Below are 23,053 nucleotides of genomic sequence, written 5' to 3'. Positions count from 1 at the left end.
CGAGCAAGAAGTGATGGTGACCTAATCATGAGAGCACACGCACGGGCATCACTGGTTCGGTATGCATGGCTGTCGATCAGCGCCTCGGTGATTGTGATTGGCTTGAAAGCGGGGGCCTATCTAATCACGGGCTCGGTCGGCTTGCTCTCGGATGCACTTGAGTCGGTGACGAACCTTGTTGCTGCTGTGGTGGCGCTGGTTGTTCTGACGATTGCGGCGCGTCCGCCTGACGAGGATCATGCGTATGGTCACGACAAGGCCGAATACTTTTCGAGTGGCGTTGAAGGCGGGTTGATTCTGTTGGCGGCGGTAACGATTATGTATACCGCCGTCCGCCGCTTGTTCGACCCGCAGCCAATTGAAGGCGTCGGGCTTGGTCTGGTGATTGCGATCGTTGCGTCGCTGATCAATCTGGGGGTCGCTCGTATTCTGATGCAGGCCGGTAAGCAGCATAACTCGATTACCCTCGAGGCCGATGGGCACCACTTGATGACAGATGTCTGGACGTCAGTGGGTGTCGTTGTGGGGGTTGGTGCCGTGGCGCTGACCGGTTGGCATCGTCTCGATCCGATGATCGCGATCATTGTGGCCGCCAATATCATCTGGTCCGGGTTCAACTTGCTGCAACGCTCGGCGCTGGGCTTGCTTGATACGGCGGTGCCTCTGACGGAACGCTCGCAGGTGATGGCGATCCTCGATGCCTACGCGGCGCGCGATGGGGTTCAGTTCCATGCCTTGCGGACGCGGCAGGCCGCTTCGCGCCGTTTTGTTTCGGTGCATGTGCTGGTGCCTGGCTGGTGGACCGTCATGCATGGGCATCGGCTAATTGAAGAGATCGAGCGTGATGTGTGTGAAGCCTTGCCCGGTACGACCTTTTTTACCCATCTTGAACCAATTGATGATCCCCTCTCGTTTGCCGATCAGCAGCTTGATCGGGAAAACTTTATCCAGAAATAAGCATTGCATATGACACCAGGTCTTGATGTCGCGATCCTCGCCGATGCACTACGCTCGTTATCGTTGCCGTGTACGGTCTATACCTATGGCAGTGTTGGCTCGACCATGGATCTGGCGCGACCGCTGCTGAAAACATTGCCGCCTGAGCAGTTCCCCGTTCTACTGGTCGCCGACGAGCAACGTAGTGGGCGTGGACGGATGGGGCGCCCATGGATGGCTCCGCCGGGTTCAGCCTTGCTTTTATCGCTGGTGCTGCAGCCGACCTGGTTGAAACCTGCCGAAGCGGTTTATCTGGTCTGGATGGCGGCGGTCGCGCTCTGTGAAGCCATCGAGACCGTCACCCCGCTGCAACCGGTGCTCAAGTGGCCGAACGATCTTTTGCTGCCCGTGGGGGCACCGCCTGCGCTCACCCTCGCCAAGGTGGCAGGATTGTTGTTGGAAGTCAACAGCACCGTGGATCACCTGGCGTGGGCGATCATTGGCTGTGGGGTCAACTTGACGTCGGCCCCGCCCGCCGAGCAGACCCGGTATCCCGCGACGAGTCTGGCGGTTGCTGGGGCGGAGGTTGATCGGATGGCGCTGCTGATTGCACTGATGCAACGGATCGATGCGTGGTATCAGCGGCTTGCGGCAGGTGAGCGTGACGCCCTCTTTGGGGCCTGGCGGTCGCGCCTGGTGACCCTGGGTCAGCAGGTTCGTATCGAGACCGCTGCTGGGTTGGTGAGCGGCCTGGCCGAGCAAGTTGAGCCTGATGGAACGTTGCTGGTGCGTCAGGCGAGCGGGGAACTTTATCCAGTAACGACGGGTGATGTGGGTTTATAGCCAATACCTTACGTTGCAATGTTGTCACTGGATGGCCTATAATGGACAGGGTAACAAAACAACGAATTGCCTTTATCCAGGAGATGCGTAGATATGCCGTTTTCGCGAAGGCGCCTTGTTTATAGCGCCGCAGCCGTCAGTGGCCTGCTTGTGGTAGCCCTGTTGCTACGTCTCGGCTTTCAATGGCGTCAGGCAATTGCTGATATCGACTCGATGATCGCGACCTCTGCCCCTGTTGATGTCCAGGGAGGATCATCATTTCAATACAACGAATGGTCAACAGCGGATCTCCTCTCGAAACAATCAGCGCGGATGACGCATCGTGGTGGATCGCCACAGCCAGTCGTCGTGCAACCAGCGCCTACGCTAACCCAATCAACCCTTAATATTTTATTGCTTGGGACTGATGCTCGCCCTGGTGATGTTGATCCAACCCGTACTGATGCGATCATTTTGGTACGGATTGACCGCGATAATGGGCGGGTCAGTATGCTCTCGTTGCCCCGTGATCTCTGGGTGACGTATCCGACCGGTACATCGGGGCGGATCAATGCGGCTTATACGGTCGGCGAGTTGCAATTGGGCTCCGGCGGCGGGGCGGCGATGGCCAAAGCAACCGTAGGCCGTTTGCTCAATGTTGAGGTTGATAACTATGTGATGCTCAATTTTGAGAGCTTTCGGAGCTTGATTGATTACATTGGTGGCATCGAAGTGGATGTCCCCGAGGCGCTCTTTGATCCGAGGTTTCCCACTGAGGATTATGGCACGATCGAAGTTCGTTTCGAGGCCGGTCTGCAGTGGTTAGATGGTGAACGTGCCCTGACTTATGCTCGTACGCGCCATGCCGACAGTGATTTTGGCCGTAATCAACGCCAACAACAGGTGCTCATTGCCATTTTTGAGCGCCTGAGCCAGCGGGGGATGCTCGATCGGATCATCGGAGTCGATAACTACACCCAGATCATGCGGGGCTATGTGCAGACCGATCTGAGTCGGCGGCAGATTCTAGCGCTGGCCAATTTTGCTGGCGAGATCAGCATTGAAGATTTGCATCGCTATGCGATTGATTCGCGCATGATCGTTGAACTGAATGATCCGGCAACGTTTGCGGCTGAACCAGTTGCCTTGCGACGGGTCGTCCGTGAGTTTACTGGTGAGGTTGTCTCAACGGCTGGTGGCAATTAGTGGCTGATGCGCCCTCTGTGCGGGGTACTGAGCCGGGCGGTGCGCTGCGTGGTGTGGCAATCGCGGCGGTGCTGATTGCGCTTGGCAATATCGCGAGCCGCGTGGTTGGCTTTCTGCGTGATAGCACGATTGCCTTCTATTTTGCCCGCGGGGTCGAGGTTGACGCCTTCCAGGTGGCCTGGACGGTGCCGAGCACGATCTACGATCTCTTGATTGCGGGGGCGGTGAGTGCCGCACTGGTGCCCGTCTTTTCGTCGTATGCCGAAGGCGACCACGACGAGTTCTGGCGGGTGGTCTCGGGGGTCTTTACGGTTGCCCTGGCTGCTTTGACGGCGCTGACGGCCCTGGCTGTTTGGCAGGCCCCGCTGGTGGTGGCTCTGCTGACACGCCCCGAGCAGACCGAGTTGCGGGTGCTGGCGACGCCACTGGTGCGCCTGTTGATGCCGGCTGTCTTGCTGATGGGGTTGTCGGGCCTGGCGACGGCGGTGCTGCATGCTCAGCAGCGGTTTCTTTTGCCTGCCTTTGTGATGGTGACGTTCAATGTAGGCATGGTCGCAGGCATTGTGCTGCTGCATGATCGCTTTGGCATCAACAGCCTGGCGTTTGGGGCGTTGCTTGGTGCCGTTGGGCAGGTGGTGTTGCAGATCCCAGGCTTGCGCGGGGCCCGGTTACGCCTGGGCAGCGGGTTGGATCATCCGGCGCTGCGCCGGATCTTGCGCCTCTATGCGCCGGTGGCCCTGGGCATCGGGTTTTCGGTGCTGGGCACCGTGATTGACCGCTGGCTCGCCTCGGGCTATGAAGCAGCGCTGGGCACGATGCGGTATGCGACGACGTTGATCCAGTTTCCGCTGGGCCTTGTTGCTTCGGCGGTGGCGCTGGCCGTCTTGCCGACGCTGGCGCGGCAGAGTGAGGCCCAGGATGAGGCGAGTTTTCAGACGACCCTGGCGATGGGGCTCAAGGTGGTGCTGTTGTTGATCTTGCCAGCGACGGCGGGTCTGCTCGTGCTTGCCGAGCCGCTGGTGGCTCTGACCTATGAACGGGGGCGGTTTTCGGCGGCTGACACGGCGGCAACGGCAATAGCCTTGCGTTTCTATCTGCCGGGTTTGCCGGCTGCGGCGCTTGATCAAGTTTTGATTTTTGCCTTCTATGCCCGCAAAAATACGCTGACCCCCAACCTGATCCAGGGTGCAGCCATCGGGGTCTATTTGCTAGTCGCCTTGCCCCTGATCTGGTTCACGGATCTTGGTTTTCTCGGGTTGGTACTGGCCAACTCGGCGCAATGGATCGGGCATGCCGTGATTACATGGGTCTTGCTGACCCGAAGCGTACCGCTGCGAGGCTTGCGCCTTGGTGAGGCCACACTGAAAGGCCTTGGAGCCAGCGGCCTCATGGCCGCTGTGGTCGTGGCCCTCGCGCTGCTTACCGCGAGCCTCCCGCTTGTTGTCCAGATTCTGGTGGCAGGAACGGGTGGGATCCTGAGCTATTTCGTGTTTTGCCTGACCTTCCGCATCGAAGCGGCCGGTTTTTTCTTCCAGACCCTCAGGAGCCGTGTGCAACGGTAACAAAGCGCACAAACATGCGCTTTCTTCTTTTCAGATCGGCCTGAGTATGGTATAATAGAATATCAACGAGGAGGCCGGATTGAGCATTGCAACGCCTAAAAACCTGTCTCTGACTGACATCATCAGTGCAGGCTACCGTGCGCTCCATCGCAGGCTCTGGGTAATGCTGATCCCGGCCCTGATGGGTGGATACCTCTGGCTTGGGGCACCGATTGCCCTGATGCCGCTGGCGACAGGCGTGCAAGCCGATCTGGCGATGGTCGGAGAACTGATCGGGCAAGAGGTAGAAGGGGTGCGTCTTGCGCAGGCGGTACTGATGACCGATCTGCGTTTAGCGCTTGCCTGGCTCAATTTTGTCCCGATGCTTGCGCCAACGGAGGGGCCGGTTGTGCCGCTTATGGGCCTCGATCACCAGGTGAACTGGCCGCGCATGCTGCTGACGATTGGGGCAGTCAATCTGCTGGCGCTGGTGTTCAGTAGTTATTTTTTAACCCTGTTGAGTGAAGCCGTCAGTGGGGCATATCTGCCGCTCGTGGGTTCGCTACAGCGGGCCTTTGCCGTGGCGCTTGCGCTGGTGGGTTACTGGTTGGTTCTGGCCGGGATTGGGTTATTGCTGGCCCTGCCCTTTCTGGCGCTCTCGATCATTGTGATTGTGGCCTTGCCGGGGACGGCGCTGGCGATTCTGTTAGCCTGGTACATTGTGCTCTTTTGGGCGTATATCTATACCTGCTTTGCGCCCGAAGCGATCCTGTTGAGTCGTGTCGGCCCGTTGCAGGCGATTGTCGCAAGCATCAATGTTGTCCGTCACAATCTGGCTGAAACCCTAATGCTGCTCTTGCTCAACATATTGATTGTCAATGGTCTGGGGCTTATCTGGCGGCAACTTGCCGCGATGCCGGTCGGTTTGCCGGTGGCGCTGCTTGGCAGTGCGTATATTGGGAGTGGCCTGACGGCTGCTCGGATGGAGTTTTATCGTGCGCATCTTGCGCGCTAGCATAGAGGGATAGAGCGTTGTATGAATGACGAGCAGACTTCTTCCACTGAACCTCAGGGGTATGATGCGAGCCAGATCACGGTGCTCGAGGGGCTTGATGCGGTGCGGAAACGCCCGGGGATGTATATTGGGCCAACCGACATTAATGGCCTGCACCATATGATCAAAGAAGTGGTAGACAATTCGGTTGACGAAGCACTTGCTGGTCACGCTGATCGCATTACCATCACGATCCATAAAGATTTATCTGTTCAAGTGACTGATAATGGCCGCGGCATTCCCGTTGATATTCACCCCAAGCACAAGGTTTCGGCGTTGCAACTCGCCGCAACTGAGTTGCATGCCGGGGGCAAGTTTGGCGATGGGGGCTATAAAGTCTCGTCGGGACTGCACGGCGTCGGTCTTTCGGTGGTCAATGCACTTTCTGAATGGATGCGTGCCGAAGTGCGTCGCCATGGCAAGCTCTGGGTGCAAGAGTATCGCACTGGCAAACCCCAGGGGGACGTGAAGGCCGTGGGCCTGGCTGAGGGTACGGGAACATCGATCCATTTTATGCCTGATGTGACTATTTTCAAAGACGGTATTGAGTATAACTTTAAGGCGCTGTCGCAGCGTTTTCGTGAAATGGCCTATCTGACCAAGGGTCTGCATTTTGCCTTTACTGATGAACGTAGCGATCAAGAGGTGCATTTCTATTTTGAGGGTGGCATTGTTAGTTATGTGCGCCACTTGAACAAAGATCGAACGCTGTTGCATAAGCAGCCCTTCTATGCCGAGAATACGGTCAATGATGTGGCCGTCGAAGTGGCCATGCAGTATACCGACTCGTATGATACTGACTCGGTGTATGCCTTTGCGAATAATATCAATAATACCGACGGTGGGGCCCATCTCTCGGGTTTTCGGACGGCCCTGACCCGTGTGATCAATACCTATGCCCGCGCCAAGAGCATTCTGAAAGAGAATGAGTCGAATCTGACGGGTGAGGATGTGCGTGAGGGCCTGACCGCAGTGATTAGTGTCAAGCTGAAAGATCCCCTCTTTAGCTCGCAGACCAAAGAAAAACTGGTCAGCCCCGAAGCAGCCGGTGCGGTTGCCACGGTGCTTGGTGACCAATTGGCGGCCTGGCTTGATGAGAATCCTGGCGAGTCCCGGCGGATTATTGAAAAAGTGTTGAGCGCAGCGCGGACGCGGCTGGCGGTGCAGAAAGTGAAAGAGACTTCACGCAAGAGTGCGATGGAGGGGTTTGCTCTGCCAGGCAAATTGGCCGATTGTTCCGATACCAATCCAGCGCGCAGCGAGCTCTATATTGTTGAGGGTGACAGCGCAGGTGGCACGGCCAAACAGGGGCGCGACCGGCGCTTCCAGGCGATTCTGCCGCTTCGTGGCAAGATCCTCAATGTTGAGCGGAGCCGCCTCGACAAGATGCTCTCGAATACCGAAGTACGGGCCTTGATTACGGCGATTGGTACCCCTATCGGTGAACAGTTCAACGCCGACAAATTGCGCTATCATCGCATTCTGCTGATGACCGATGCCGATGTGGACGGGAGCCATATCCGCACGCTGTTGCTCACGTTCTTCTTTCGGCATATGCGCCAGTTGATCAGCAGTGGGCATCTCTATATTGCGCAGCCGCCACTCTATCGGATCAAACATGGCAAAGAGCAGGTCTATACCTACTCAGATAGCGAGCGCGATGCGTATTTAGCCAAGCTTCCCGAAGAAACGCGGCAGCGCGTTGGCATTCAGCGCTACAAAGGTCTCGGCGAAATGAATGCCGAGCAACTCTGGGAGACAACGATGAACCCCGAGAACCGCGTGATTCTCCAGGTAACCATCGAAGATGCCCAGCGCGCCGACGAGACCTTCACGATGCTGATGGGTGACCTGGTGCCCCCACGGCGCAAGTTTATCCAGACACATGCGTCGGAGGTGGTGGATCTGGATGTGTAGGCGGGGGAGGGTCGTTGGATATACCATTTCCTGTTAAACCCCTGCTCTTGGAGGCATCGCGTGGCGCTCTGCTGCCCCAGCCGCTTGCAGCCGACACCCCCGCCCATCTTGAAGCGGGGGTTATCGCCACGCTCCGCACGCTGACGCCTGTGCGCAAACTGGAACTCGCCCGAGCGATGAATCAGATGGCTGATCGCCTGGCGCTGGCCGGTATCCAGTTGCGGATGCCTGAGGCAACGATGCAAGCGTGGGCCTATGCGCTGGCGCTCCAACGGCTTCCGCCGGAACGACAGCCTCATGGTGCTGCCGTCCTTGAAGGAACTCCGCTTATGCCGACACCTGTTGATCCGCTTGCGTTGGCGTTGCGTCTCGGAGCGCTGCTTGATGCCCAGGCCATCCCCTATGTCGTCGTTGGCTCGGTGGCCGCCGTTGTCCACGGCGAGTACCGCACGACGCGTGACATCGACGTGGTCGTGAACCTGTCGCCACAGAACGTGCGTGCGTTCGTCGAAGGGCTGCGCGAGGATTTTACTTTTCTCTTCAGTGATATTACCGATGCGCTCCTCCGTCTTCCTGAAGCACGGGCTGATGGACAGCAGCGGGCGAGCTTTTGTGCCTACGACAAGACGACGGGCTTCCAGCTTGACGTGTACCTCTTTTCGGGGCGTCCGTTCGAGGTGGCCCAGTTTCAGCGGGCAAAGGTGATCATCATGCCCGGTGAGCCGGGCGGAGCGTTACGGGTGGCGAGTGCCGAAGATACCGTGCTGGCGAAGCTAGAATGGTACAGCCTTGCCCCATCTGATCGCCAGTGGCGCGATGTGCAGGCCATCCTGCGGGTACAGGATGACGTGCTCGATTACGCGTATCTTCACCAGTGGGCCGACGCGCTTGGGTTCGCCGAGTTGCTGACCTGGGCGTTGCGTGGTCAGCAGCCGCCCCTGGCTGGTGACGCCCCCCGTCAGCAGCGTTTATTTTAAAGAAGCGCTGTTTTTTGCGCTTGAAAAAAGCCAGCGTCGCTGGCTTTTTTTAGCGCAAAAACTAGTCTCCGTACTTCTCGCCAGGTCTTTTGCCAAAATCGCACGGTTGCATCCCGTATGCCTACGGATAGACGCGGCTTGCCGGTTTGCGTACACTGAAGATGTCTGGAGTACGCTCCCCCTTTCTTTCCCTGCTCCCTGCTCAGAGTTCACTTCATACAATGCAATGGCACGCTTCTTGGCTGTACCTGGATTGGAGAAGGCTCATGGGAAAAAGCAATGTGCTGCGACCTGAGGATTATGCCAGCACCGGTTCAGGTCAGCCTATTCGTGAGCAGGCCATCTATGCGCAGATGACCGCCAGTCTCGCGCAGTGTACATCGGTGCAGCAAGCCTACGCAGTCATCGCGGAGAGTGTGCAACGCCTTTTTCCTGGTGATGATGGCACCCTCTATATGCGTCAGACCATACCGGGGCCGCTTGAGCCAGTGGCTCGGTGGAGCGCGTTTCCTGATGATGGTACCCTGGTCTTGCCGACGACCCCATTCTCACTCTGTATGCCTTTGATTGTGCAGCAACAGGCTTACGGTATGCTGCATGTGCGGATCAACGTTCCCATGTCGGCGCCACTCTTGCTTGATCCCTTGCTTGAAGCCCGGCGGCGGCTCTGTGCGACCCTGGTCGAATATGCTGTGGAAGGTCTCGCACATCTGCAGCGCCGTCTGTCTTCGTACGACGAGAGTATGCATGATCCCGTGACCGGCCTGGCTAGGCCCCAGGCGTTGACCAGATTGCTGGGTATCAAGCTCTTTGAGCCATCGGCGTATCCGATTAGCTTGGTGCTGATCGGTGTGGATGGCTATCCTGTTGTTGCCGAGGCTGATGAAGCCACGACGAGTGCGCAGGTAACCCAGGCGGTGAGTCGCTCGTTGACCGCTCGTGTCCATCCTGATGACCTCGTCTGCCATTATGGTGACGGGCTCTTTCTGCTGGTGATAAGTGGGGAAGACCGCACAGATGTCACTGAACGGGCCGAGGCTATCCGGCGGGCGATCGCTTCGCGTATCCTGTGCCCGAGTGCCACGGCAACGGTCAAGCTCACGGTTTCGGTTGGCATTGCCACCATCATTGCACCTGGGACACGGCTTGACGAAGCGCTCAGCGCGGCTGAACTGGCGCTTTACTGTGCGCGCCATGCCGGAGGCAATCAGGTGGTTGTTGGCGAAGAACTTGGTCACGAAGTTGATGCCTATATGCGCATGATGCGGTAGTATACGCACAGATCGTGAACATCCTATCAGGGGCGAAACAGGGTTGGTCTTGCATTGAGACCGGCGTTGTTTCGCCCTTGCTGGTCATGCTCTGCTGGAAGGTAGTGGGGCTTTCACGATCGTTTTGCCAAAGGGGTAGTTTTATGCATGCACGTTCGGTTCGCCATCTGTTCCTCGGCTTGGTGCTCATGCTTAGCCTGATCCTGGTGATCGGAGGGAATGGAGCACTGATTGTACGTTCGGCTCCACCTGGGTTTGTGACGTCGAATGGCTTTACGCTGCAGATCCCACAGCAAGTGCCCGTTTTTCGACTAACCGCACTTGCCGTCAACGAAGATCAGACGAGTCAACTGGCCCAGCGCTTTGGCAACATCTATGCTCGTCAACCAGTTGCTGCTGAGACCTATCTGAGCAACCCTCGTTATACGGTTCCGAATACGCAAACGCTCTCGTTGCTGACGCAGTATGGGGCCACGGGTGGTTTTTATGCCTTTAATCTTGAAGAGGTAGGGCGCGAAACGCCGGTGGGCAAACTTGATCCTGGGCAGCTCCAGGGGCGAGCCTGTCAATTCCTGTTGAATGGCGGCTTTATGGCTGGCGATGGGCAATTGCTGATTGATCGGCAGATCCCGCAGAATGTCCAGACGATTACCAATCCCCAGTTTTGTGATCTTAATGAGAATACGCCGTTTGGCACGATCAAGACGATCGAGGCGGCGACGTTGCCCGCAAATGCGTTGCAACAGGATGAACCGATCACCGAAACGATAGGAGCTGTGATCGAAATCCCGATGGGTATTCCGTATGCAATTGATCGTCAGTCACCCCAGTTTTTGCCGATTGGTGGCCCGGGTGGGCATCTCTCCCTGCTCTTTAGCACAACTGACGTTGATGCTCAGGGCAACTGGCTTGATCCCAATAGCCCTGGCCTCGCCGCAGTGGCGATGCCCTTCTTTGGACGACAACCGCAGATGCTTGAACGCACCTTCCCGATCCGTGATCCCCGTGCGGTGCGTGATGAGGTTGAGCAACTGGTCAGGGCGACCTATCCCGATGCGACCAATGTGACTATCCCTGATCCAGCCCTGCTCTATTTTGTGCGCGACGCAGCGGTTGAGCAGGAGATCATGGAGCCGGTGCTCGACTTTGGGGCGATCGAGGTGACGGTTGATGGGGAAACGATTGTCCTGCGGAATATTACTGTGCCCCTGATTGAAGGTGGCGCACAGGGCCTTGGCGCAACGGTGCAGATCACGGAACCAGCCAACGATAGCCGTTTTCGCCCTGGTACAGCAGTGACCTTCCGCGGCACGATTGCTGATGGGGCGGCCCCGTATACGTACCAGTGGTTCCTTGATGATAATGAGCCGCTGAGCGATCCCGCCGTACGTGAGGCCGCTGGTGAGGTGACACTCTTGACCGACCAGTTGCCGGTGCAGGGGCGTGATGGCCTGCCGGCAGGTTCAACGGTCATCTTGAGGGTGACGGATAGTCTCGGCATCGTCCGTGAAGCAACGGTCTTTGTCGCCCCTGAGGTGATTCCTGCGGTTTATCTGCCGCTGGTTGTTCGCGGTGGTGCGGCGACCAGTTCGGTTGCCCCTGCGGCCAGTCTTGCCCAGGTTGGCTATACCTTTGGGGTTGAGGGTAATTGGGATTACCCGCCTTATGGACCGGGTGGTTCGGATCTGCCAGGCGTGATCCCTGATGTCAATGGGTTCCGCAATGGCATGACGAGTTACGGCTACGCCTCGCGCTTCTTCTGGAGCAATGGCAGCGCCTGGGAACGTGACTGGCGTGATTGTGGCATTGGCAATGGGATCGATTGCACCTTTGGCGTTGACCGGGCCGCTTTTGTCTACTATGCCGGGCATGGTGGGGCTGGCGGCCTGAGTATGGCGTCGAGCAAGGATAGCACCTGGTTTGACGGATCGAATGCGCGGTACCAGAACCTGCGCTGGGTCGGGTTTGCCTCGTGCCAGACCTTGCGGGTGCAGGGCTACAGTGCCGGCAACGAACCGATTCGTCGCTGGTTCAATGCTTTCCGGGGGGCCCATATGCTGCTTGGCTTCAACAGCAATATGAGCGATATTGCTTTTGGCGGGCGGTTTGTTGACAACATGCGCATGCCAAGTTTCTTTGGCATTGACTTCCCGTGGGCCCAGCAGACGATTGCGCAAGCCTGGGTCAATACCGCGTTCCAGATGAATGCAGGCAAACCGGCCTACATTTATGCTCGTAGCGCAAGTGCTAATCCAAACAATGACAAACTGCCGCGTCCTGGGCAGCCGATGCCGCCGCGCCCATTCCCGGTTCAATCGTACCACTGGGTCTGGTGGAATTTCTAGAAAGTTCGCCTCTGGCGGTGGGGTATGGAGCGGCTTCGCCGCTCCATACGATTTTTTGGTTCGTTTTGGCGGCGAAGCCGCCAAAACGAACCAAAAACTGGGGTCTGGGGCGCAACCCCAACGATTTTGCTTCAGCTCTATCTGCGTCGCTGACCTCCTGATTATCAAGGGTTAGCTGCGGTATAATGACTTAATGCAATGTTAACATTGCATCATCGTTTGTTAATCTACCGCAGGTAACCTGAACATGCTTTCGTACCGTTTGGCCGATCTGAGTGGGCCTTTTTTTGATCCTGAGAAACCGTTTCGCAACTGGTCGTCGTTCCCCTACGATCAGCTTGATCTGCCGACGGCCCCGTATGTTGACCTGCATCAACTCGATCAGGGGGTCGCACGGGCGCTTGCGCACCTCGATGGCTTGCACGCACAGGGCTACAATGGGGTTGTGGTGGATAATCTGGCTCATCTGGTTGCGTTTGATGGCCCTGGTGAACCAGTGTATGCTGCTGATAGCCCGGTGCGACGGCGTGCGCTTGCCTATCGCCGCGCCTTTGCCTCACTTGCCGAACACGCAGCAGCCCTTGACATGCACTTTTTTGTGACCACCGATATGCAGTGGAGCACGCCGGAGTTGCGGCATGCGGTTGGTGTCCTGGACGCTGGCAATGCACGTCTCGTGGCGCTTAATCAGCGTGCGCTCGCCGAGCTTTTTGCGGCTCTCCCGCAGGTGAGCGGGCTTGTGGTTCGCATGGGCGAAGCGGGTGGGGCGCACAATCAGGGCGATACCTATACCGGCCATATGCTCTATACGACGTCGGCGGCTCTGCGTACGCTGACCGAGCAGTTGTTGCCCGTGTGTGAAGCCCACGGCAAGCAGTTGATCATCCGTACCTGGAGTGTCGGCATTGGCGAGTTGGGTGATCTGATCTGTTCGCCTGCCCGTTATGCGGCGACGTTTGGGGGCCTTACTTCACCCAATCTGCTTGTTTCGATCAAGCATGGGCCCGCCGACTTCTTTCGCCTGCTGCCGACCAACCCGACATTGGGCTTGCCCGGTCCACGCCAATTGATCGAATTTCAACATCGCCGTGAGTATGAACTCTTTGGCCTGGTGCCGAGTTCAATTGTCGCCTTGCACCGCGAGGCCCTGGCGCGTGCGGCTGATGATCCCCAGTGTGCTGGCTTCTGGGCCTGGAATAGCACTGGCGGTTGGGGTGGAGGACAGGCTTCGTTGGGCCAGAGCGGTTGGAACCTCTGGACGGAATTGAATAGCGCGGTCACGGTGGCGCTTGCCGCTCAACCCACGCTTGCGAGCGAAACCTTTGTCCGTGACTGGCTCCAGACCCGTCTTGGCTTGGTAAGTAGCCCTGCTTTTGCCGAGGTCGCTGCGGATCTCTACCGCGACTCGGCGCAATTACTTGAACAGGGCTGGTATATGAGCCACTTGCCACAGGCGGTCAACCGGCTTGGCGGCATCTATCTTTCGCCGTTGCTCTGGGTCTGGTGGATGCGTCCGACGGCCTCACTGCCGATCTGGGCTTATTTAGCGGGCGCTGTGGCTTCGCCGCAGACGGTGATCGAGGCGAGTGCGCAAGCCGTGGCGCAAGCAAGGATGTATGCGGAACGCCTGGCAGAATGTGCGGCTGAGGCAACGGAGGTTCAGTTTGTCGTTGACAGCGCCCGTTATCTCGCCGATGTGCTGGCGCTGGCCTATGCGATCCGCGCATTCATGTTTGCTTTGTTGCAACAGGCTCAGGTGGTAGAGCCGCGTTCGCGTAGCGATCTGCGCAAGGAAGTTGCGCAACTGATGGAGCAGATCGCGATGCACCAGGCAACCTGGGGGCAGCGGCGTGATTTTCCAGCGTTGGAGCTTGAGGAAGTCGAGCGTTTGCTTGCCGATCTTTGTACCCATCCCCGGCGCGTAGCGCTGCAGGCTCGCCTGGCCGTGGCGGCTGTGGGCCTGATCCGTCACGAACGCAAACGCGTACTTGCCGGCGCTGCGGGGCTCGTTGGGGCGACCGGGGTTGCCCTCGTTTTGCTTGGGCATCGCCATGGTCGGCTTGGCCTCGCCAGCCTGGCGACAGGCCTGGCTTTGCTTGCGCCGTTGCGTCACCAGGCCTTGCATGCACTGCTCCCCTGGTTCAGCCAGCGCTTCAACGTGTTACCGTCGATCTTCTTTGAAACCGGCCCAGCGCTGCGTGAATGGGTCGAGGGATGAGCGGGTGGGGCAAAGGCTGCCAGCCTTCGTCCCACCCGCTTTTCGATCAGCCTTCGGCGGCCTCATCGTCACCAAGGCTGGTGCGGACGAGGCGGGCCAGGCGTTCGTGGGCTCGGTGTTGCAATGATTTGACCGCGCCAATGCTCCGCCCTAGCTGGTTGGCGGTCTCTTCGAGCGAGAGGCCGTAGCTATGGCGGAGTAAGATGACCTGGCGCTGGGCTTCGCTGAGGTGAACGAGTGCTTCTTGGAGGGCTGCTTCATTGATCCGGTCGGTAAGCTTTGTCTCGGGGCCTTCGCTGATCGCGCACCATTCGCTGAGTGGGGTTTGCCTGCGCCGTTTGTTGCGCCGCAGGGTGTCAACGGTGCGGGCGTGCGCAATGCTGTAGAGCCATGATCCGATTGACCACCCCCGGTCTTCGTAGCGCTCGATGCTTTCGAGCATGCGTAAAAAGACATCGGACTGGATGTCGCGGGCGACTTCGGCGTCACCAATGCGATAGTAAACATAGCGATAGATCCCGGGGGCAAAGCGTTCGTAAATGGTTGACAGAGCTTCGGGGTCGGCGGATCGCGCACGACGGACAAGATCCTCGGGGAGTGCTGCTGTGTTCATGGTCGTCTCTCCACTCTGGTGTGCGGGGTTGGGTTCGTGGTGAGGCGCTGAAGGGGAGTGGGGAGGTTGTGCCTGGATGAGGCAGAGGCCCACGCCCCTGCCTCGGGGAGCTAACGGCGCTGTTAGTGCTCTATCTACTTGACGATGAGTATACGTTGCTCGCGTTCGTAATGGGGTCACAGCAGGGTAATAAGCGGGTAACTTTGCTTGTCAAGATCTATTTCCTATCGGCTATTGGGAAAGATCGCCAATGCTCCCTCTTCAGCCTCAAGCTCGATCAAGTTGACCCCGCCAGTGACGCTCGCCCCTTGCGCAAAGGGCAGGCGGCGCACGACCCCGCTATAGGGGGCGACCACCGTGTGTTCCATTTTCATCGCTTCGAGGATCATCAGGGGTTGCCCCTCTTCGATCGCTTCGCCTTCGCTGACGAGCAGTTTGATCAGCGTACCGGGCATTGGTGCGGTGAGTCCGGCCGCATCGTGGCCTCCCCCCGGTCGCGTCGCGCTGTCAGCACTGAGGGGCGCAGGTTGGGTGAGCCGGTAGCCGTTGCCGCGCCAGCCGATCAAGAGGTCGCCACTGCGGTCGTGCGCAAACAGAAAGCGCTCGAGTCGCCCTCCGAATTCGAGTGCGCATTCCGTTGCGCCCTGCATCACGCGGCGTACCGGGTGGCTTGTTCCTTGGACATCGATTGTCCAGTCATTGCCACGGTGCTGCGTATACGCAACCAGGTCGTGGTCGCCGCTGCGAAAGCGCACCGGCACACCGGTATTGCCCATGCGCCAGTGCAGCGCAAAAGGATCGTGGCGGAGCGGCGTTGCCGAGGTGGGCTGCGAAGGATGCTGTGCAAGGATTGCCCCGGCCAGGATTACTTCCAACGGCGCCTCGGCAGGCTGTTCGAGATCCAGAGGATAATCGCTCAGAAAGCCGGTGTGGGTTGCGCCTGCCCGATAGGCGGGGTGCGCAGCGAGGGCACGGAGCAACGCTAGATTGGTCGTCAGACCGAGCACAACCGTTGCCTCCAGGGCCGCACGGAGGCGCTCGACGGCTGCGGTGCGGTCTTCGCCCGCGACGATCAACTTGGCGATCATCGGGTCGTAATGCACCGTCACCTCATCGCCGCTGCTCAAGCCGGCGTCGACGCGGATGCCCGGGCCAGTTGGTGGCGCAAAGAGCGCCAGTTGTCCAATGGCGGGCAAATACGAGACCGGATCTTCGGCATAAAGGCGCACCTCGATCGCGTGGCCGCGCATCGCGATGTCGCTCTGGGTCAGGGTGAGCGGTTCGCCCTTGGCGATAGCAATCTGCCAACGCACCAGATCGAGCCCGGTCACCAGTTCAGTCACAGGGTGTTCAACCTGCAAGCGCGTATTCATCTCGAGAAAATAGAAATGGCCCTCGGGATCAAGCACGAACTCGACGGTGCCGGCATTGACATACCCGGCGGCCCGTGCGACGCGCACTGCTGCCTCGCCCATCGTTGCGCGCAGGGCAGGACTCAGAGCAGGCGACGGGGCTTCTTCAAGGATCTTCTGATGGCGGCGCTGGATCGAGCATTCGCGCTCGCCGAGGTGCAGCACCGTGCCATAGGCATCGGCGAGCACCTGGATCTCGATGTGGCGTGGGCGCACGATGAGGCGTTCGAGCAGCACGGCATCATCGCCAAAAGCCGCGCGCGCCTCGCGGCGAGCGCCGGCGAGCGCGTCGGTGAAGCCGGCGAGATCAGTGACGACGCGCATGCCCTTGCCGCCGCCACCGGCACTCGCCTTGATGAGCAGCGGCGTGCCAATGCGTGCGGCTTCGATCATCAAGCGTTCATCAGACTGATCTGGCCCATCGTAGCCTGGAACGACCGGCACACCAGCGGCCGTGGCGAGGTGACGGGCCCCAATCTTGCCCCCCATCGCCTCGATCGCCTCGGGAGGCGGGCCAACAAAGATCATGCCCGCCTCGCGGCACATTCGGGCAAACGCCGCATTCTCGGCAAGAAAGCCATAGCCGGGATGGATCGCCTCGGCCCCGGTTGCGTGGGCCGCCGCAAGGATTGCCTCGCCACGCAGATAGCTCTGGGTCGCGGCAGGTGGTCCAAGGCAGACGGCGGCATCGGCAAGGCGCACATGCATTGCGCTCGCATCAGCCTCTGAATAGACCGCCACCGGACTAATGCCCAACTCACGACAGGCCCGCAGAATGCGCACAGCAATTTCACCGCGGTTGGCAATCAACATCCGTTGCATAGTTTTTCTCTTGCCCAGCCAGCGACGCTGGCAGGTCTTATCGTTTGTGGGGCAAACCAGCGTCGCTGGCTTGCCCCACAAGGAAACCTTCCTGTCGTTTGCCGACCCTCTACGTCAGTTTTGGCAAGACATCCTCGCCGAAGGCGCGAATCCAGGCCTCCTGGTTGCGTCCGACGTTGTGGACATAGATCTTATCAAAGCCGAGATCGAGCAAACCTTGCAGGTGGGCACGATGCTCGTCAAGGTTGGACGAGATGAGCACCCGTCCTTTGAAGTTTTCAGGGCGCACGAGACGAGCCATAGCCGCAAAATCTTCCGGACTACGGACATCCTGTTTGGGGAAATTCATACCACCATTCGGCCATTCAACCATCGCTGATTGCATCGCCTCTTCGTCGGTCTCGGCCCACGAGACGTGCAGTTGCAAGAGCTTGGGCATCTTGGTGGGGTCTTTCCCTGCCTCTTTCGCGCCTGCGTCAAAATTCTCGATAATGCCACGTAGCTTATCGTGGCTAGCCCCAGGCGTAATCAGGCCATCACAGGTCTTGCCGGCCCACTTGAGTGTCTGAGGGCCAGTCGCGGCGACATAGATTGGCACCGGTTGTTCAGGCAGCGTCCAGAGCTGCACCTTATTCATCTGGAAATAGCGCCCGCGATAACGGATCGACTTGCCGCTCAGCAATTTTTGCATCAACTCGGTTGCTTCTTGCAGCATCTCAAAGCGGATCAGCGGCTCGGGCCACTCACCGCCAACAACATTTTCGTTGAGCAACTCGCCACTTCCGAGGCCAAGCCAGAAGCGACCGGGGAACATCGCGGCGAGGGTCGCGGCGGCATTGGCAATGACCGCCGGGTGGGTACGAAAACTCGGGCAGGTCACACCGGGGCCAAAGTCGCCCTTGGTGACCATGCCAAGGGCTCCCATCCAACTATAGGCATAGGCATTATGGCCCTGGGCCGGCACCCAGGGTTGAAAATGATCAGCCGCCATCACCCCTTCGAACCCATAATTCTCGGCGAGTTTGCAATGCTCGATCAACTCAGTTGGGTGAAACTGCTCAAGGGCAGCAGAGAGGCCAATTTTTGCCAAAATAGTCTTCCTTTCTTCAGGGCGTTGCCGCCAACCACGGTTGCTTGCGCTGGAAAAAAGCCAGCTATCCTGGCTTTTTTTCAGCGCAAGCAAGCTTCTCGGGGGCCGCAGGCCACCTTTTACCCTTCGCCGTTGAGGCAACGCAACGCTGTGTCGCAGAGAATCGCCACGCCTTGAGGAAGGCAGGCTTCATCAACATCAAAGCGAGGATTGTGATGGGGGAAAGAAGTTGCTTCGTTGCTGCTCGACCCCAGGAAAAAGTAGCAGCCCGGAACTTTTGCCAGGACGGCTGAGAAATCTTCGCCCCCGGTGGTGCGGAAGGTCGTATTGATCTTCTCTTCGCCGAGCACAGCGGCGGCTGATTGATAGGTGACTGCGGTTGGCGCAGGCGCATTGACGGTGGCATCGACCCCAAAGCGGATTTGCACGTCAGCGGTCGCCCCCAGCGTCTGCGCAATGCCTTCGGCGACCTCGCGGACACGGCGGTGCAGCAATTCGCGGATCGCGGGGTTGAAGCTCCGGATCGTTCCGCGCAATTCGGCGCTTTCGGCGATGACATTGCCGGCCTCGCCGGCTTGAAAGGCCCCGATGGTCACGACCCCCGTCTCTTCGGGGTTGAGATTGCGGGCGACAATCGTCTGGAGGGCGACCACGATCTGGGCCCCGACGAGCACCGCGTCAACCGTCTGATGCGGTTGGGCTCCGTGACCGCCTTTGCCGTGGACAATGATCCGTAAGGGATCAGAGGCAGCCATCAACGCACCGTCGCGGACGACCGCAGTGCCAAGCGGATGGCCTGACGAAACATGCAGGCCAAGGGCGATATCGGGTACTGGACTTTCGAGCAACCCGTCGTCAATCATCGCTACGGCGCCGCCCAGGCCTTCTTCGGCGGGCTGGAACATCAGCTTGATCGTGCCCGGCAACTGGTCGCGGTGGCGGGCAAAGAGCGTGGCGACCCCAATGCCAACAGCGACGTGGGCGTCGTGACCGCATGCGTGCATCACGCCCGGTGTTTGCGAACGATAGGGTACATCATTCGCCTCATCGATGGGCAAGGCGTCCATATCAAAACGTAGGAGCACGGTGCGTTCGCCTGGCAGATCGCCCTGCAGGATGCCAACAACCCCCGTCTGACCAACGCCTGTCTGGACTTCGTAGCCCAGTTCATCAAGCTTTGCGGCGACGATCTTGGCAGTACGAAATTCTTGAAAGCCCAACTCGGGATGCATATGCAGGTCGCGTCGAATAGCAACCAGTTCATCATGCAGCGCTTCGGCCTCGTTCAAAAACGGAACGGACATACGGCTCCTCCAGAGACTTATAGATGCACACAATTGAACCTTTCAAGTATACCATGATCGCTCACATCTGATCCTTCCCATTATTCCGTCGGTTGTAGCACCTGATGCAGCAGGTTCAACAGCCGTTCAGCGGTGAAGGGTTTTTGGAGAAAAGCGATCGGGCTATCATCGTGAAAATGGCTGGTCATCTCTTCGGTGGTGTAGCCACTCATTAACACCACTGGTAACGTGGGCCAGCGCTGACGTAACTGGTAAAAGACCTCTTTCCCACTCATCTGGGGCATGGTGAGATCGAGCAGGACAGCGCCCAGCGGTTGAGGCAAGTGATCGCAAATCGCGAGCCCCTGGATCCCATCGTTGGCGCTGAGCGTCCGATAGCCACCCCGCTCGAGAATCCGGATCACGATGCTGCGCACATCACGTTCATCGTCAATCACCAGAATCAGCGGGCGATCAGGCGGTGGTGTTGGCGGCTTGTTTGGCCCTGATGGTCTAGAGAGCGTCTTGAGGAAGGTCGTCCCCGCCTGATCGACAGGCAGCAGGACGGTAAAGCTACTCCCCTTGCCTGGCGTGCTCTTCACCGTCAACGCACCCCGGTGCCCGCGCACAATGCCCATCACCGCAGCTAAGCCGAGGCCTCGCCCAGCAAACTTCGTTGTAAAAAACGGATCAAAAATGCGTGATAATGTCGCTGCTTCCATGCCAATCCCTGTATCGGTGACCATCAGACAAACATACGTCCCCGGGGTTACCTCTGGGGACGTATGCAATGTTGCAAGATCGACCAACGTCAATTCCCGCAGGAAGGTACTAATTGTCACCGTGCCGCGGATCTCGGCGAGGGATTCGGCGGCATTGACAATCAGATTCATCACCACCTGGCGGATCTGCGCGACATCGGCCGCGATAAGGGGCAGATCGGGGGTCAGTTCCTGGTGCAAGACCGCATTCTTGTTGACTGAAATGCGCAGGAGACCGATCATCTCAGCGACAAGCGCATTGAGATCAAGTGGTTGCACATCGAAATGCCCGCGTCCAGCATAGGCCAGCATTTGACCAACCAGATCGGCCGCACGACGGCTCACGAGTTCAATCTCGCGGGCACTCTGGTAGATCTCGCTCTCTTGAGGGAGATCGAGGAGCAGCAGACTCGCATTGCCAAGGATCGCCGCGAGCAGGTTGTTGAAATCATGGGCAATGCCGCCGGCCATCACGCCGAGGCTCTCGAGGCGTTGGGCCTCAAACATCTTGCGTTCGACCGCGAGGCGAGCTTCTTCGGCGTGCCGACGGGCGGTAATATCTTGCCCAACCACCAGCAACTCAATCGGCTTGCCCAGCACATTTTGCCGCCAGGTCAGCGACCAGAAGAAGGTGCGCTCACTATCATCGGCCAGAGCGATCGTTGTTTCAAGCGAGAACGGCTGCGTGCCGGTGGTGGTGGTACGCGCAAGTTCGGCAAACGCGACACGATCACCAGGGGCGACAAACGTCCGCAAATAATCGCGTCCGAGCGCCGCTTCACGGGCCATCCCAAAGACCCGTTCAGCCTCGCGATTAAACTCGGTCACCCGTAACACGGGGTCAAGACAGACAATGACGCTGCCAGCCGTCTCGACCAGTGAGCGAAAGCGCAGGGCGGCATCCTCAACGCGGGCAAAGAGGCGGGCATTCACGAGGGCGACACTGATCTGATCGGCCAGCATGGTGAGTAACTTGAGGTCATCATCCGAGAGCGCCGGTTCCCCTGATGATTCGATGCTAATAATGCCTGCGACCGGCTGATGTCCATAACGAATCGGGACAAAGATACCCTGGGTTATCCCGGGTACGGCATGCAAAAAATCCGGATCGGTCGAAGCATCACGCACAAAATAGGCCTTGCCATGGCGGACGGTGCGTCCGATCACGCCCTCGTTGAGATGGATCACCGGGAGGACATGCTCGTACCCGATCCATGTCTGCAGGTGCAACTCCTCACCTTCACGCAAATAGATGCTGACAAAGGTATAGCCAAAGACCTGGCTAATCTGGTTGACGACCGTTTCACAGATCTGATCAAGTCGGACAGACGTGGTAATCGCCTGGGCCACGCGCTGGATCGTTCCCAATTCGGCGAGGCGTCGCTGGGTATCACGATAGAGGATCGCGTTGTCGACAACGACCGCAGCACGTCGGGTCAATTCCGTTGCCAGAGCCTGGAGCGCGGGGGTGAACTTCCGTCGCGACTCGGCCATCGTAAACGTGATTGCTCCCCTGGTTTGACCACGGACATTGAGTGGAACGGTGAATGAGGCGCACGGCTTGAGTTGTCGGATCAATTCAAGATAGTCAGCATCAAATGTATGCTGGCTAAAAAAATGGGTGCCAAAGTCCTCAATCAGTTCGGGTTGCCCGGTCGAAATGACACGGGGAAAGAGCCAGGGGGCATTGGCAGGCAATTGATAACAACTGATGGTATCGGCGAGCGTCTGCTGATCTGGGCTGGCGCAGACGAGGGCGAGGCGTCGAGGAACCGAGGATGGTTCGGCGAGCGCGACCGCGCACCAGTCGGCAAGCAAGGGGACGGCAAGATGGGCGATCCGGCTCAGCACTTGCTCGTAGTCGAGCGATGAGGTCAAGACAACGCCCGCAGCGGCTAGAAAACGGGCCTGTGCATCATCCCACTGGCCTTCATCTGTCTTTTCTTCAGACCATCCATCTTCGAGTGAAGGTGTTAATGGTGTCATCATGGCGTCCAGGGTATTGTAACCAGGTTTTACGTGAGACATGATACAATCCTTATAGCTAGGTCAATCATGTCCGCTCTTAATTAAGTATAAACGGAAAGTTTGCTCTAATACAGGGTATCAGAAGCAAGAAGGGAGTCAATATGGCGCAAGTGGCACAGGATGCTGCCGCGACATCACGTGAATCAGCGGATGAACAGGGCAGTTTGTTAGAAGCGCTTACGGCAGCAACCCGTCATATTGCCCTGCTAAGTGCAATGATTGCGACGTGCGGCAGCCTCTATTTCAGTGAAGTGTTACGCTGGATACCTTGTGAACTCTGCTGGTATCAACGCATTTTGATGTATCCCCTTGCGGTTGTCTTGCTGGTGGGCATCCTGCGTGATGATCGGGGGCTTGCCTGGTATGGGTTGCCGTTCTCGCTGTCAGGCATCGTCTTGTCGCTCTACCATTACCTGCAAGTGATCCAGATTATTCCGCCAACGGCTTGTGCCGGTCTTGTTCCATGTGGTATTGATTACTTGACCCCTCTTTTGACCGGGCCACTCTCTTTTATCAAGATCCCGTTCCTGGCGCTGGTCGCCTTTGGGCTGATCAGTGTTATGCTAGGCAACTATGCCCTTGCAGGGGCTCCGGTGCCTTCTGCGCAGGGTCGTCGTGGCTCACGCCTTGCGGCGGTGGTCATTGTGGTCGTGACAATCCTGGTCTTTGTGGGCCTTGGTCTGCTTGTTCGGCTGTAGGGCCGTTGCCCTAAAAAACCGCTTGTGCTGCTGCAAATACGGCCAGCGCCGTTGCCTAT

General features: G+C 58.3%; 16 protein-coding genes. 11 read left to right on the top strand and 5 right to left on the bottom strand.

Features of this window, described 5'->3' with window-relative positions:
• Positions 1-27: 27 nt before the first annotated feature.
• From EKD05_RS09670 to EKD05_RS09625, 10 genes are all read left to right on the top strand, one after another.
• Entirely contained in the window at positions 28-957 is a 930-nt protein-coding gene (locus EKD05_RS09670) for a cation diffusion facilitator family transporter (RefSeq protein ID WP_129672229.1), read from the top strand.
• Between the two features lie 9 nt (positions 958-966).
• On the top strand, positions 967-1,779 hold the full coding sequence (locus tag EKD05_RS09665) for a biotin--[acetyl-CoA-carboxylase] ligase (protein WP_129672228.1): 813 nt from the start codon (positions 967-969) through the stop codon (positions 1,777-1,779).
• A 93-nt stretch (positions 1,780-1,872) separates the two neighbouring features.
• Positions 1,873-2,964: an LCP family protein gene (locus tag EKD05_RS09660; RefSeq protein WP_129672227.1), complete on the top strand. Its 1,092-nt coding sequence runs from the start codon at positions 1,873-1,875 to the stop codon at positions 2,962-2,964.
• A gap of 17 nt (positions 2,965-2,981) precedes the next feature.
• The gene (gene murJ / locus EKD05_RS09655) at positions 2,982-4,526 is read left to right on the top strand and encodes a murein biosynthesis integral membrane protein MurJ (protein WP_240695712.1); all 1,545 of its coding nucleotides are present in this window, start codon (positions 2,982-2,984) and stop codon (positions 4,524-4,526) included.
• 79 nt (positions 4,527-4,605) lie between these two features.
• The gene (locus EKD05_RS09650; RefSeq protein ID WP_129672226.1) at positions 4,606-5,520 is read left to right on the top strand and encodes a hypothetical protein; all 915 of its coding nucleotides are present in this window, start codon (positions 4,606-4,608) and stop codon (positions 5,518-5,520) included.
• 21 nt (positions 5,521-5,541) lie between these two features.
• Positions 5,542-7,476, top strand: coding sequence for a DNA topoisomerase (ATP-hydrolyzing) subunit B (gene gyrB / locus EKD05_RS09645; protein WP_129672225.1), 1,935 nt, complete (start codon positions 5,542-5,544; stop codon positions 7,474-7,476).
• Positions 7,477-7,490: 14 nt separating this feature from the next.
• On the top strand, positions 7,491-8,453 hold the full coding sequence (locus EKD05_RS09640; protein ID WP_129672224.1) for a DUF6036 family nucleotidyltransferase: 963 nt from the start codon (positions 7,491-7,493) through the stop codon (positions 8,451-8,453).
• Positions 8,454-8,719: 266 nt separating this feature from the next.
• Entirely contained in the window at positions 8,720-9,724 is a 1,005-nt protein-coding gene (locus tag EKD05_RS09635) for a GGDEF domain-containing protein (RefSeq protein WP_165360666.1), read from the top strand.
• Positions 9,725-9,867: 143 nt separating this feature from the next.
• Positions 9,868-12,069: a DUF6345 domain-containing protein gene (locus EKD05_RS09630; protein WP_129672222.1), complete on the top strand. Its 2,202-nt coding sequence runs from the start codon at positions 9,868-9,870 to the stop codon at positions 12,067-12,069.
• Positions 12,070-12,316: 247 nt separating this feature from the next.
• Positions 12,317-14,287: a hypothetical protein gene (locus EKD05_RS09625; RefSeq protein WP_129672221.1), complete on the top strand. Its 1,971-nt coding sequence runs from the start codon at positions 12,317-12,319 to the stop codon at positions 14,285-14,287.
• A 46-nt stretch (positions 14,288-14,333) separates the two neighbouring features.
• Here the strand turns inward: EKD05_RS09625 and EKD05_RS09620 are convergent, their stop codons facing one another.
• The 5 genes from EKD05_RS09620 to EKD05_RS09600 form a co-directional block, all read right to left on the bottom strand.
• A complete protein-coding gene (locus EKD05_RS09620; protein ID WP_129672220.1) occupies positions 14,334-14,900 on the bottom strand; it encodes an RNA polymerase sigma factor in 567 nt (188 codons plus the stop codon).
• A 224-nt stretch (positions 14,901-15,124) separates the two neighbouring features.
• Positions 15,125-17,134: an acetyl-CoA carboxylase biotin carboxylase subunit gene (locus EKD05_RS09615; RefSeq protein ID WP_129672219.1), complete on the bottom strand. Its 2,010-nt coding sequence runs from the start codon at positions 17,132-17,134 to the stop codon at positions 15,125-15,127.
• Positions 17,135-17,243: 109 nt separating this feature from the next.
• Positions 17,244-18,224 (bottom strand): TIGR03557 family F420-dependent LLM class oxidoreductase, encoded by a 981-nt coding sequence (locus EKD05_RS09610; RefSeq protein ID WP_129672218.1) that lies wholly within the window; start codon positions 18,222-18,224, stop codon positions 17,244-17,246.
• 119 nt (positions 18,225-18,343) lie between these two features.
• Positions 18,344-19,528, bottom strand: a complete 1,185-nt coding sequence (locus EKD05_RS09605; RefSeq protein WP_129672217.1) for a M20 family metallopeptidase — start codon at positions 19,526-19,528, stop codon at positions 18,344-18,346.
• Positions 19,529-19,608: 80 nt separating this feature from the next.
• Positions 19,609-22,296, bottom strand: a complete 2,688-nt coding sequence (locus tag EKD05_RS09600; protein ID WP_129672216.1) for a GAF domain-containing protein — start codon at positions 22,294-22,296, stop codon at positions 19,609-19,611.
• A gap of 101 nt (positions 22,297-22,397) precedes the next feature.
• On the opposite strand from EKD05_RS09600, the gene EKD05_RS09595 reads away from it, so the two are divergent.
• Positions 22,398-22,994 (top strand): disulfide bond formation protein B, encoded by a 597-nt coding sequence (locus EKD05_RS09595; RefSeq protein WP_129672215.1) that lies wholly within the window; start codon positions 22,398-22,400, stop codon positions 22,992-22,994.
• Positions 22,995-23,053 lie beyond the last annotated feature (59 nt).

The sequence above is a fragment of the Candidatus Chloroploca sp. Khr17 genome (assembly GCF_004138165.1).
Classification (GTDB): domain Bacteria; phylum Chloroflexota; class Chloroflexia; order Chloroflexales; family Chloroflexaceae; genus Chloroploca.
Note: the sequence above shows the minus strand (reverse complement) of the source record. Positions and strands in the feature narration are given on the sequence as shown.

Excerpts from the sequence above, each read along its gene's own strand:
- EKD05_RS09660 (WP_129672227.1), top strand. The coding sequence starts at position 1,873 with ATGCCGTTTTCGCGAAGGCGCCTTGTTTATAGCGCCGCAGCCGTCAGT.
- EKD05_RS09595 (WP_129672215.1), top strand. The coding sequence starts at position 22,398 with ATGGCGCAAGTGGCACAGGATGCTGCCGCGACATCACGTGAATCAGCG.
- EKD05_RS09670 (WP_129672229.1), top strand. The coding sequence starts at position 28 with ATGAGAGCACACGCACGGGCATCACTGGTTCGGTATGCATGGCTGTCG.
- EKD05_RS09625 (WP_129672221.1), top strand. The coding sequence starts at position 12,317 with ATGCTTTCGTACCGTTTGGCCGATCTGAGTGGGCCTTTTTTTGATCCT.
- EKD05_RS09605 (WP_129672217.1), bottom strand. The coding sequence starts at position 19,528 with ATGTCCGTTCCGTTTTTGAACGAGGCCGAAGCGCTGCATGATGAACTG.
- gyrB (WP_129672225.1), top strand. The coding sequence starts at position 5,542 with ATGAATGACGAGCAGACTTCTTCCACTGAACCTCAGGGGTATGATGCG.
- EKD05_RS09665 (WP_129672228.1), top strand. The coding sequence starts at position 967 with ATGACACCAGGTCTTGATGTCGCGATCCTCGCCGATGCACTACGCTCG.
- EKD05_RS09630 (WP_129672222.1), top strand. The coding sequence starts at position 9,868 with ATGCATGCACGTTCGGTTCGCCATCTGTTCCTCGGCTTGGTGCTCATG.
- EKD05_RS09635 (WP_165360666.1), top strand. The coding sequence starts at position 8,720 with ATGGGAAAAAGCAATGTGCTGCGACCTGAGGATTATGCCAGCACCGGT.
- EKD05_RS09615 (WP_129672219.1), bottom strand. The coding sequence starts at position 17,134 with ATGCAACGGATGTTGATTGCCAACCGCGGTGAAATTGCTGTGCGCATT.
- EKD05_RS09600 (WP_129672216.1), bottom strand. The coding sequence starts at position 22,296 with ATGTCTCACGTAAAACCTGGTTACAATACCCTGGACGCCATGATGACA.
- EKD05_RS09620 (WP_129672220.1), bottom strand. The coding sequence starts at position 14,900 with ATGAACACAGCAGCACTCCCCGAGGATCTTGTCCGTCGTGCGCGATCC.